The following is a 12,592-nucleotide window of genomic DNA, read 5'->3' as shown; positions in this document are numbered from 1 at the left end:
CCATGGCGCTTTTTAAACAAGATACATCTAAGTCAGCTAGTATGGCGAGGAAAAAGAAAATGGCAGGGCTAGACGATGATTACCGCTCAACCCTGTTAGAGTCTGGGATTAAAATGCGCTAGCCGTGATATAACTAACATTTCAGTGCTTACTTGCAAAGATTTTTAATTATTTTTTGTACAGTTACACAAACCATGCTCTAATTTAATTAGCTGATTCTTTCAGCGATTTAATGTTTATCGAACAAGGAATAGAGTGTGAGCCGTTGTAATACCAAGTTTTCATTACAATTTAGTAAGTTATTAGTGTGTTTTTTACTGTTGTTTAATGCGCCATTATGGGCAACAACCACACCAGAAGTGACCGTTAAATCCTTAATTGATAAAGACAACAAGGAAGAACAAGCCGAACAAAAGACGGCCAAGCAAGAGCCCGAAACGAATACACCTGCTACAACGGAAAAGGTGCAGGAGCCTCTTGAAGATGACTTACCCTATGATGCCTTTGACCGAATTACGCCACGCAGCTCAATGCAGGGCTACTTAAAAGCGGCCCGGGATCGAGACTTTAAACGTGCCAGCCATTATCTTGACTACCGTAACTTACCTAAAGAAGTTGAGGCATTAGGAAAAATTCAGCTTGCTGAAAATTTATCAGTGGTACTTGATCGTACCTTATGGGTCGATGTTGATAACTTGAGCAATAAGCCTAAAGGAAAACAAAAAGAAAGCGTGCCTAGTTATCGTGATTTGGTTGGAGAAATCAGCACTTCACAAGGTAAGGTGCAAATTTTATTGCAAAGTGTACCTGATGATAAAACAGGTAACCGGATCTGGAAAATATCGAATGCCACCGTAAGTCAAATCCCTCTACTCACCAAAGAGTATGGCTATAACCGAGTTGGTGAGTGGCTTTACGATAACCTACCAGACATTGAATTTTTGGGTGTGATGCTTTGGCAGTGGATTTATTTTGCCTTCACATTTGTACTGTTTTTAGCGGTCGCGATTATCATTACCCGCATAATCACGTTTATTCTCGCACACTTAAAAGTCCCTGTAGAAAAAGACGTTATAGGTTTTATTAATGGGCCGGTTAGCCTGTTACTTGCGGTATTTATGGCGCGTTCATTGAACGACCAATCCAATGTAACTATTGCTGTGATGGCGCTATTTCATGGTGCAACCGTATTATTAATCGCATGGGGTTGGATTTGCCTACGGGCAGTTGATCTTGCCAAACATAGATTAAGTCAGCGTTTTATCAAACAAGATAAACCACAAGCGATTTTCTTATTACGCCCTATAAGTAATGTAGCTAAAACCCTGATTGTCATTTCGTTGCTATTCATGTGGTTTGAAAACTTAGGCTTTAATGCCACTACCTTACTGGCAGGTTTAGGTATTGGTGGCCTTGCAATTGCCCTCGCAGCGCAAAAAACTGTTGAGAATATCATTGCAGCAATCACCTTATATATCTCTGCACCAGTAAAAATAGGTAGCTTATGTAAGTTTGGCAGCCAGTTAGGCACGGTAGAAGAAATAGGGCTAAGAGCAACGCGAATTCGAACGCTTGATCGTTCAGTTATTTATGTAGCGAATGCAAAGTTTGTTGATATGCAGCTTGAGAATATCTCGGAACGGGAGCGAATTTCTTATCGACCTAAATTGATGCTCAGTGCCAATACTAAGCAACAAAACCTAATGTCGTTTATGCAAGCCCTAAGAGAGCTTTTAGAGCAACACAAGCACATTGCCTTTGAGCCTTGCCGTGTTCGCTTTAAAGGCTTCACGCCTTGGGCTTTACAAGTGGATGTACTAAGCTACGTAGAGACCGTCGACTTTGCTTTTTATATGGAAGTAATCGAAGAATTAAATTTAGCAATCTTAGGCTTATTAAATGAGCATGAGTGTGAATTAGCTAACCCAGAATTCGCACGTGTGACTGATTAGTTGCTAAAAAAGGGGTAAATGAAAGCGACTCTCATTTGTACATAATGTCTACACATTGTTGCAATTAGATGCACAGGACATATGTCCGCTTTGGTGAAAAATAATTGCATAAAATCTTCTAAATGCGGCGATGTTGCCGCTAATTGTTGTAAAAAAATTGTATATTTCTAATTTTTAATGCAGTAAAAGTGTCATAAAGTGTTATAATTGTCAGCGTTCGTTCAGCCTCTTTACTTCGTTTTGCACTCTCGAACTAGAGGTCCGCGCAGCTTATTACAAGGCGCGAAAAATTGGCCGAGCCCGTCAAATGAATTGACGCAACATCATCACCGTTGAATAAGAGTGCATAAAAAAGGTTAAAACCCGACATGAAAGCAATGAAAAGATCTACGTTAGCAACACTTATCAATGCAACGTTGTTCTCTGCCGTAGCAGGTACTTCATTTTCAACTCTTGCTGCCGACGAAGCGACAGCAGAAAAAAGCAACCAACTAGAAGTTATTCAAATCACCGCTCGTAAACGTGTAGAAAACGCACAGGAAGTACCTGTAGCTGCATCTGCTTTGCAGGGTGATGGCTTAGAAGCAGCGAGCTCAGCTGGTATGGATATTCGTTTCTTAAACGCAAAAATTCCAAGCTTAACTGTAGAATCTTCGTTTGGTCGTTCATTCCCGCGCTTTTATGTTCGTGGTTTAGGTAACTCTGACTTTGATTTAAACTCATCACAGCCTGTATCATTAGTCGTCGATGAAATTGTTCAAGAAAGTCCAATTTTAAAAGGCTTTCCAGTTTTTGATACTGGTCGTGTAGAAGTTTTACGCGGTCCGCAAGGTACACTCTTTGGTCGTAACACGCCTGCTGGTTTAGTTAAAATCGATTCAGCAAGACCAACACAAGACTTTGAGGGATACTCAGCCTTGTCTTACGGCTCATTTAACTCACTTGACTTGGAAGGTGCGGTAAGCGGCGGTTTAACAGATAACTTATCTGCTCGTGTTTCAGTGCTTCGCCAACAGCGTGATGATTATATTGATAATCGTTTAGAAGGTAACGAAATAAACGACGCAACTGGTGGTTATCAAGAGACTGCTGCTCGCATACAGTTTTTGTATGAGAAAGATGATTTATCGGCGTTATTCAATTATCACACGCGTAACTTAAATGGTAAGCCTATTGTTTTTCACGCTAATGCAATTGAAGCTGGCTCGAATAAGCCAAGATCAGGATTTGATCCTGAAGTAATTTATCAAGATTCGGTGCAGTTTGCGACTCAAGAGGTAGATACGCAAGGTGCAAGTCTAAAAGTAGAGTACGATTTTAATAATTATACGTTAACATCTATCACAGGTTGGGAGAGCGCAGAGATTTTTTCTCGTGCTGACGTTGATGGTGGTTTTGGTTGTGGTAATAACTTTGTTCCGGGTTGTCCAACAGAAACGATGGGGCCTGGCTTTATATTTTTAGCATCAGAAACAGCAGATGCTTTACCTGATCATAACCAGTACACTCAAGAGCTGCGTTTAGCAAGTAACTTCGATGGTGATTTTAATTATCAAGTAGGTGCATTTTATTATAACGAAGACCAAACTATTGAAACGTTTGGCTATGATGGATTAGGTGCTAACTTTTTAACTGGTTATGTTCGTCAAGATCAGCAAACAACGGCGTGGGCTGTATTTGCATCGAGTGAATATCAGGTTACCGATAAGCTAGAGATTACCACTGGATTACGTTATTCAGATGATGAGCGAGACTTCACAGCTTCACGTTATGACAGTCCAACTTCAAGTTCTGCTAACCTTACGAAGTCTGTAGCACCATCTGATAGCCATGTATCATGGGATTTAGCTGCTGCTTATAAATATTCTGACGATGTTAATTTATTTGTTCGTGCTGCTAATGGTTTCCGTGCACCTAGTGTACAAGGTCGGATTTTATTTAGTGATGATGTAACAGTTGCTGACTCAGAAACTATTAATTCAATTGAAGCAGGTATTAAGTCAGATGTGCTTGATGGCAGTGGTCGCATAAACGCTACTGTTTTTTATTATCAAATGGATGATCAACAATTAACTGCTGTAGGCGGCGACTCAGGTAACACAGCCCGCCTATTAAATGCTGACAAAACTGTGGGTTATGGTTTTGAGGTAGATACGCAATGGGTGTTATCTGATAACTTTGATGCGACGTTCAACTTCAGTTATAACAACACTGAGTTACAAGACGACAACCTTTATAATGCAGGTTGTTTTGCTTGTACTATTAATGATCCACTTACTGATCAAGGTTATAGCTTAGATGGTAACAGTCTGCCACATGCGCCAGAGTGGATTGCTAACTTTATTCTACGCTATACCCAAGACTTAGGTGATGGTGAATTCTATGCTTACACTGATTGGTCATATCGCAGTGAAATTGACTTTTTCTTATACGAGTCTGTTGAATTTACAGGTGAAGCGCTTCTTGAAGGTGGCGTTCGTACAGGTTACAAATGGTTCTCTGGTGATTATGAGTATGAAGTTGCTGCATTTGCGCGCAATATCACAGATGAACAAGTTTTCATCGGTGGTGTAGACTTCAGTAATAATGCGGGTATCGTGAATGAGCCTCGCTTTATTGGTGCTGAGTTCAAAGTAAGCTTCTTCTAAGCTGAAATAATAAGTCCTATTAAAACCCGCTGTATAGCGGGTTTTTTCGTTTATAATCGCGTTGGTAACTGCTAAAGTGGCAGGATTAATTGAAGAGAAAGAGAATAACTATGGCTGGATTTTGGAACTACCGTGTAATTTTTTGTGAAGCAACAAAAGATGAAGCGGCACAATATCAAATTCATGAAGTTGAATATAACTTAAATGGTAAAGTGACTAACTGGTCAGAAACTGGTGCAGCACCATTTGGTAATACAGTCGAAGAACTTGAAGCAGATGCAGAACGTTTAAAAACAGCGTTTTCTAAGCCGATTTTAAAAGTGGTAAGAAAGCAACGTGGCTACGAGCTGGTTGATGTAGAAACAGGCGAAGAAGCGTTTGCTGAGCCACCTGCGGGCTTAACTGAATAATCATATTTAAAGGTGCCTATGGCACCTTTTTACTTTGAAGGAATGAGGATGACTTTAAAAGCAGTATTGTTTGATATGGATGGCACCTTGGTTGACTCTGAAAGTGTGCATTTTAATATTTGGAATGACTTGTTAGCTCCTTTTGGCGTGCAGTATGATGAAGCTACGTTTTGTCAGCGCTTCTCAGGAAGACCAACACTTGAAGCCGCTAAAGAGGTTGTGAAAAATTATGGGCTTACTATTAGCCCAGAGCAATTAACGGATGATAAGTACGCTGCATTTGGCCGTTTTGTTAGTACTAATTTGCCCGCCTTTATGCCACATGCAAAAGCGGTGCTTGAGCAAGTCAAAGCCAGTGGTTTAAAAATGGCATTAGTAACAGGTAGTGCAAAAGATGAAGCCTATCCTATTTTAAAAGGCTATGGCATTTTCGATTGGTTTGACTGTGTGGTTACCAAAGATGATGTTAATAATCCTAAACCTGCTGGTGACCCTTATCAACTAGCTCTAGATACGCTAGAAATAAAGGCTAATGAGGCTGTAGCTGTCGAAGATACCTTTACCGGTGTAACTGCAGCAAGCAATGCCGGTGTTGCTGTGTATGCGGTGCCGAATCATTTCACGTTAGAGCATGATTTTAGTAAAGCCGCGGGTGTGTTTGTTGATTTGAACGAATTTTTCAAATGGCTACAAACTAAACTATAATTAGCTGACTGTTGCTAAGCTGCTTTTGTTAAGTAGCTATTGTTAAGTAGTCAAAGCCAGAGCCAGTTAATACTCACAAATTTGCAAGGAAGCAATAATGGTTAAATTCACTCGTACGCTTTTGTGCGCAATCACTTTATTTATAAGCTTTTCAGCCGAAGCGCAACAAGCCCCTTCAGTCCTTTTAGCAAACGTCTATCAAGCCGAAAAGGTAAATGTATCTGACTATTTAGTTAGTGAAAAATATGATGGTGTTCGGGCTATTTGGACAGGGAGTCAATTAGTAACCAGAAATGGTAACCCAATTTATGCCCCCAAGTGGTTCACAGATCCACTGCCAGGTGTATGGCTTGATGGAGAGCTTTGGACTAAGCGCCAAGATTTTGCCAATGTGAGCGGGATCGTTCGAAAAGTCACACCTGTAGAATCAGAATGGCAAACCGTCAATTACATGATATTTGATATGCCGGATGCGACAACGCCATTTAGTCAACGCTATGAAAACTACACAAGGTTAGTAAACCAGCTGCAAACTGAGCATATCAAAGCCGTTGCGCAAATGCACTTTAATGATAACAAGCAACTTAGTTTGTTTATGGATGAACTAATCGCACAAGGAGCTGAGGGCGTCATGCTGCATCTAGCAGCTGCAAAGCATAGTGCAGGGCGAAGTGATGCATTGCTAAAGTTAAAGCCTTATTTTGACGCTGAAGCGGTTGTAATCGGTTATATCGCAGGAAAAGGAAAGTACAAAAATATGCTTGGTGCACTCAAGGTGCGCAGCAGTGATGGTACCGAGTTTAAAATTGGCTCGGGGTTTACCGATCAACAAAGAACATCGCCCCCAGCGATAGGTAGTACTATTACCTACAAATATCATGGCTTTACTAAAAATGGCCTACCACGTTTTGCAAGCTTTTTACATGAAACGCCATAGCGTCATTCAAAAACGGCTGCGACTATGGTAAATTTCGCGGCCTTTTTATTGATGTATAGGTGTTAGAATGTTTGCAGGCTTTGATTACGGTAGTTCAAATTGTGCAATCGGTGTAATGAATAACGAGCAACAAGTCTCTTTAGTGCCGCTTGAGCAGGGCAAGCAATATTTACCATCAACACTTTATACTCATCACAGTGCATTAGTTGTCGATTTTGTGACAAAACACCTTACGGGTAGTCCATTTGAGCACGACTTTAAAACTGAGCGACAAGCGCTTTTAAATACCATTCCACGTATTAAATCTGATCTCGATATACAAGCTGGTGATGAGACCTTATTTATAGGTCGCGAAGCAATTAGCGAGTATGTGCAATTTCCTGAAGAAGGTTACTTTGTAAAATCACCTAAGTCATTCTTTGGTGCAGTAGGCTTAAAGCAAGGGCAAATAAACTTCTTTGAAGATATAGCCACGGCGATGATTTTAAAAATTAAACAACGCGCCGAGCAATCTTTGCAAGACACATTAACAGAAACGGTAATTGGACGACCGGTAAACTTTCAATCAGTCGGTGGTGAAGAATCTAATCAACAAGCGCTCGGCATATTAGAGCGAGCAGCAAAACGCGCAGGCTTTAAAGAGGTGTCGTTTTTATATGAACCATTAGCGGCGGGGATTGATTATGAAACCTCATTGCAGCAAGACCAAAAAGTGTTGGTTGTCGATATTGGCGGGGGTACTAGCGATTGCTCATTTGTACAAATGGGGCCGAGCTTTCGTGACAAGCAGTGCCGTGACAATGACTTTTTAGCTCACAGTGGTAAGCGTGTGGGTGGAAATGATTTAGATATTGCGCTGAGCTTTCATGGTTTAATGCCATTACTAGGTTTAGGCACTGAGTTTAAATCGGGTCTTCCACTGCCGAATCAACCGTTTTGGCAAGCCTGTAAAATCAATGATGTAAATCTGCAAAGCCAGTTTTATAGCGATGCCCATCATCGTGAATTACTGACTCAACTTCGTGAAGTTAAAGAGACTGCGCTTTTTAAACGCTTAATTCAATTGCAGCAAAATAAGCAAGGTCATCAATTAGTGCAGCAAGGCGAGGCGGCAAAAATTGCGCTCTCGTCAGCGAATGAATTTACTACAGATTTGCGCTTCTTAGATTCAGGCTTAACTCAATGTTTAACGCTAAAAGATCTCGCTTTAGCTGTTGATGACCCAATAAATCAGATAGTGAGCCTAGCTAAACAAGCGATTCAAGAAGCTGGCACAACGCCAGATGTCATTTACTTAACAGGCGGTAGCGCGCAATCACCGCTGATCAAGGCCGCGTTAAAATCCCATTTAGGCGATATTACTATGCTGAACGGGGATCACTTTGGTAGTGTTACTGCAGGTTTAACTAAGTGGGCGCACAAGCTTTATAGCTAATAGCCCCCACTTTGATATATCGACTTATAGAACTAAAGAGTCACTTGGCGCGTTGCGAGGTATTTTTCGTAATCTGGCAACGTGCGGCACAGCTCAGTTTCCATCATAGGTGAGCTTAATAGCATATCGGCACTGACTTCATTACAGGCAACAGGAATATTCCAAACCGCAGCTAAACGCAACAATGCTTTTACATCTGGGTCGTGTGGCTGCGATGCAAGTGGATCCCAGAAAAACACCAGCATGTGCACTTCATGTTCAGCAATTTTAGCACCGAGTTGTTGATCGCCCCCCATAGGGCCGCTTAGCAGCTTAATCACTTCAAGCCCTGTTGTACGCTCAATTAAATGACCTGTTGTGCCCGTACCGTATAGCGTGTGCTTACTTAAAATGTCTTGGTGTTTTTCACACCACACCTGAAGGGCAGCTTTTTTACCATCATGGGCTACGAGGGCAATATTCTTTTTGGCTGGTAAGGCTTGTTGTTTTTGTTCCATAAGTGCTCTTATATCAATAGGTTAATTGCTAGTGCAATAAACACCAGCCCCGTGATCCGATCAATCCAAATTTGGGTTTGTGGGTGCTCACGAAAATAACTGGCTATCTTATCGCCGAAATAAATATACGTGCAGTCGATAGGAAAAGCAAAAAGCGGGTAGAGTAAACCAAAAAAAGCGAGCTGAAAGGTCGTTGAAGATAAGCTCGGATCGACGAACTGCGGAATAAACGCAATAAAGAATAGAGCGACTTTTGGATTAAGTACCTCGGTCATCATTGCTTGAAACATCACATTTTGCTTTTTACTGGTACTTACATGGGGTTTTTCTTCGCAGTCTGGCTCAGGCTGTGTAAAGGTGTCTTTTAGCGTCATTACGCCCAAATAGCACAGGTACGCCGCACCTAAATACTGAACTGTGGTGTAGGCAACAGTCGACGCTTTTAAAATTGCTGTTAAACCCACCACCGCAAAAAAAGTATGCACCACACCACCTAAGGCAAAACCAAAGGCACTTTGCATCCCGGCTTTACGGCCATTGGCAAAGGTTTGTGCCATTAAAAATGCATTAGAAGGGCCGGGGGCTACGGCAATTAAAAAGCTGGCGCCTAAAAACGACAGTAGAAATTCTGGATTGATCATCGGCACAAAGATAAAAAGCTAGGTGGTTGATTTTAACAAGCTTCTAGAAAAAGAAAAAGCGGGCAATCAATGCCCGCTGATTTGGGTTGGGGAAAGTATTAGAATGTCACAGTGCTATTGTTTGAACAAACAGTTGTGCTTTGTGCCTCACATACTTGGTAAGTGTAAGTACCACCGCCTTTTGTTGTGATAGTGTCAGTGTAGCTGTTAGTGTTTGCCACTGAGCCTACTTTGCTGCCGTTACGGTAAACATCTACAGTGCTTGTAGCAGCGCCACTCCAGCTTAAATCAATGTATTTAGTGCCTTTTGACTTATAACCTGAAGTAGAAAGACTAATATCATCACCACCTGGTGTTGTGCCACCGCCATTATCGCCACCACCTGCACAGCCATTGGCTGTTAGGTATGCATCTGCGTCAGCTGCTTTAACAATACCGTGACCGAAGTAAACATCGTGACCAGAAGCACCTTGATCTTCTGCCGTTGATTTTAGTGCATCACGGATTTCTGTACCCGTACACTCAGGGTGATTTGACCATACTAGCGCTGCGATACCTGAAACAGCAGGCGTTGCCATTGATGTTCCGCTCATGAAACCATAATCACTAGTACCAATTGCGATATCAATAGTTGTGCTTGAAAGAAGAGCTGAACGGTCTTCAAGTGCCGCACCTACAGCTGGAATTGTTGTATCGTTAGTTTCGCCTAGTGTAGCGTAGAACATGCCTGCTTCGTTATTGATGATAACAGCCCCGATACCGCCTGAGTTCTCGCAGTTATTTACCTTGTCATAGAACGAGATATTACCGCGATCAATCATACAAATTTTCCCCGCTGCACCAGCATCTACGCTTTCAGCAGTACCCATGTAATACGCCGTGCCTGATGCATTACCTGAGTTTTCCATTGATGAAGTAGCAAAGCCTGCGCCATCAGCTGCTAAGCTAGCTGATGTTGCCATACCTGCAGGGTAAGTAGAAAGTGTATCAACACCACCTGCTGTTACTTCAACACAGATAGTTTCATCTGTAGTAGCGCGTTTACCGCGACCAGATGTACAGCTAGGGAACTGCGAGAAATCTGCAATTTGGTTGTCCGCATCATTTGCACCAACCATCATTACTGATGGATAACCTGCAGGATATGAACGTACGCTGTTACCATCGTTACCCGCTGCAGCAACAACTAAACCGCCAGCACTTGTGAAATTAGCAAATGCGTTAGACTCGGTGCTATTTGAACCACCGCCACCAAGGCTCATGCTGATGATATTTGCACCTGCTTGAGAACATAAATCTGCTGCGTGTGCTAAGTCTGAAGAGTAACCCCAGCCTTCAGCGTTGAATACTTTGATGATGTGCATTGCCACACCGGGTGCCATACCAACCACACCAACATTGTTGTCTGCGGCGCCAATAGTGCCTGCTACGTGAGTACCATGTGGGCCGCCATTGTCGTACCAGTTGCCTGTGCCACTATCATTATCACCTGTAATGTTACCCCAAATGAAATCAGGGTTTGTAGCATCTAAACCTGAGTCAATTACACATACTTTCATGCCAGCATTTGCATCGAAGGTAACTTGATCAGCTTGTGATTGGTAAACTGCGTAAGGCGTTAATTGCTGCTGCATTGCATTACCAGCGTCATCGTTATAAAGCGCCATTGGTACACGTTTTTGGTCTTCTTCAACCAGTTTGATGTGAGGATTGTTTAGTAAGCCTTTTACACTTGCAAGGTCATGACCTGTAAATTGCGCTGCAATAAAGCCATTACCATCAACTTTAATATCACCACCAAGCTTTTTAGCGAGTGCCTTAACTACGCCTTTTTTATTGTTGTCTACTTGAATGATGTAACGGTCATTTGCTGCGTTTGCAGTTCCTGCTGCACATAGTCCACTGATGATCAGTGCTAATGCTAATTTATTCTTTTTCATAATTCGTATCCCAAACATGTTTTTAGTTAACCAAATGTTAACTTGAGTAAACAGTAGTTTAATGGTGCTATAGGTAAAAGCAAAATAATCCTCAAAACTGGAACAAATTATTCTAGAAAGATGCTTTTTATAACGGTAGGAAATAATAGGATGTCTAAACGGGTAAATAGAGTATAACGATTCTCATTTACCCGTTGTAGCTAAAAGTATGATAAAACTTTTTTATGACAAGTGCTTATGTTTGAACAATAAGTAGGTAAATGGGATGAGCATTAAAAAATGCACGCCAATTAATACCGGTGTTGTTAAGTTTAAGAATTGCGTTATAAACACTAATAAGCTTGCACCACTCATTTGCATTAAGCCAATAAGTGCTGATGCTGTGCCTGCTTGTTTAGGAAACAAACTTAGTGCGCGGCCTGCTGATGAGCCAAGTGTCAATGCAAAACCAAACGCAGCAATAAACATCGGAAACATCAACGCAAGCGCTGTACGTTGTTGGCTAAGGGCCAACATTAAGGTACCTGCGATTACAAGCAACAGGAGTCCTGCTTTTAATGCGCGTTTTGGTTGGCGTTTGATGTACAGTGGCATAATAAAGCTTGCAACAATGCTCAAGACTGCATTACAGGTAAACCAGAAAGTAAAGTCGGTAACACTGCCGCCTAATTCTGTAATAAGCCAGCCAGGTGCTAACGTAACGAAGACTAAAATAGCCGACATAGTTACCAAGCAAATAAAGCTATGGAATAAAAACAATGGCGTGCTGATAATTGGCATAAAACGGCGTATATCAAGAATATGACCACTATATACACTATCTGCAGGGCGGGTTTCTTTATACATTAACAAGGTTATGAATAAACCAATGAGTGCAAATACAGCCATGAATAAAAAGTTCATGCGCCAGCCAAACTGTACTGTGAGCCAAGCGCCTAAAATTGGCGCGAGGGCAGGGATAAAGCAGACGATACCATTGAGATAAGTAATGATTTGGCCGCTACGTTCACTACCAAATCTATCTCTTACAATGGCAAACGCTACTACAAATGTGGCACAGGCCCCCAAACCTTGCAGTGCTCTTGCAATCATCAGGCTTGTAAAATCAGGTGCCAGATACGCGCCAAAAGCCGCTAAACCATAAATTGTCACACCGGTAATTGCCACAGGCTTACGACCAAATTTATCTGCTAATGGCCCTGCAATGAGCTGTCCAAGCCCAACGGTAAGCATAAAAATAGCGACGGTTTGCTGAATTTGCTTTTCTGAAGCGCTGAATTGTTCTGCAATGGTCGGAAATGCGGGTAAGTAAATATCAATTGCTAACGGGCTAAAGATAACCAGAAGGCCAAGAATAAATAGTAAGCTGAGGTTTTTGTGCTGGCGTGACTGCATTCGCTCTCCTTTAAAACGGTATTTTATGTGCC

At 41.8% G+C, this 12,592-nt stretch carries 10 protein-coding genes and 1 pseudogene; 7 read left to right on the top strand and 4 right to left on the bottom strand.

The features are described from left to right. The 7 genes and pseudogenes from ABMY41_RS15120 to yegD form a co-directional block, all read left to right on the top strand. Positions 1 to 122, top strand: a pseudogene (locus ABMY41_RS15120) (ISAs1 family transposase); the annotation flags it as partial. A gap of 135 nt (positions 123 to 257) precedes the next feature. Then, positions 258 to 1,952, top strand: coding sequence for a mechanosensitive ion channel domain-containing protein (locus ABMY41_RS15115; RefSeq protein ID WP_289097162.1), 1,695 nt, complete (start codon positions 258 to 260; stop codon positions 1,950 to 1,952). 368 nt (positions 1,953 to 2,320) lie between these two features. Continuing rightward, positions 2,321 to 4,600: a TonB-dependent receptor gene (locus tag ABMY41_RS15110; protein ID WP_289097161.1), complete on the top strand. Its 2,280-nt coding sequence runs from the start codon at positions 2,321 to 2,323 to the stop codon at positions 4,598 to 4,600. A 110-nt stretch (positions 4,601 to 4,710) separates the two neighbouring features. Next, positions 4,711 to 5,010 (top strand): hypothetical protein, encoded by a 300-nt coding sequence (locus tag ABMY41_RS15105; RefSeq protein WP_119853425.1) that lies wholly within the window; start codon positions 4,711 to 4,713, stop codon positions 5,008 to 5,010. Positions 5,011 to 5,058: 48 nt separating this feature from the next. Next, positions 5,059 to 5,715, top strand: a complete 657-nt coding sequence (locus tag ABMY41_RS15100) for an HAD family phosphatase (protein ID WP_289097160.1) — start codon at positions 5,059 to 5,061, stop codon at positions 5,713 to 5,715. A gap of 97 nt (positions 5,716 to 5,812) precedes the next feature. Continuing rightward, positions 5,813 to 6,652, top strand: a complete 840-nt coding sequence (locus tag ABMY41_RS15095; RefSeq protein WP_349275295.1) for a DNA ligase — start codon at positions 5,813 to 5,815, stop codon at positions 6,650 to 6,652. 67 nt (positions 6,653 to 6,719) lie between these two features. Further along, positions 6,720 to 8,087, top strand: a complete 1,368-nt coding sequence (gene yegD, locus ABMY41_RS15090; protein ID WP_349275293.1) for a molecular chaperone — start codon at positions 6,720 to 6,722, stop codon at positions 8,085 to 8,087. 32 nt (positions 8,088 to 8,119) lie between these two features. On the opposite strand, the gene ABMY41_RS15085 is transcribed toward yegD, so the two are convergent. From ABMY41_RS15085 to ABMY41_RS15070, 4 genes are all read right to left on the bottom strand, one after another. Further along, the gene (locus ABMY41_RS15085; RefSeq protein WP_252948857.1) at positions 8,120 to 8,584 is read right to left on the bottom strand and encodes a methylglyoxal synthase; all 465 of its coding nucleotides are present in this window, start codon (positions 8,582 to 8,584) and stop codon (positions 8,120 to 8,122) included. Between the two features lie 8 nt (positions 8,585 to 8,592). Further along, entirely contained in the window at positions 8,593 to 9,225 is a 633-nt protein-coding gene (locus tag ABMY41_RS15080; protein WP_175082768.1) for a LysE family translocator, read from the bottom strand. Between the two features lie 98 nt (positions 9,226 to 9,323). Further along, positions 9,324 to 11,165 (bottom strand): S8 family serine peptidase, encoded by a 1,842-nt coding sequence (locus ABMY41_RS15075; RefSeq protein WP_349275291.1) that lies wholly within the window; start codon positions 11,163 to 11,165, stop codon positions 9,324 to 9,326. 222 nt (positions 11,166 to 11,387) lie between these two features. Then, positions 11,388 to 12,560 carry a multidrug effflux MFS transporter gene (locus tag ABMY41_RS15070; protein ID WP_289097157.1) on the bottom strand — a complete coding sequence of 391 codons (1,173 nt, stop codon included), beginning with the start codon at positions 12,558 to 12,560 and terminating at the stop codon, positions 11,388 to 11,390. Positions 12,561 to 12,592 lie beyond the last annotated feature (32 nt).

The organism is Pseudoalteromonas sp. BZA4, from assembly GCF_040104395.1.
In the GTDB taxonomy this organism is placed as follows: Bacteria; Pseudomonadota; Gammaproteobacteria; order Enterobacterales; family Alteromonadaceae; genus Pseudoalteromonas.
This window is presented reverse-complemented; position numbering and strand designations above follow the sequence as displayed.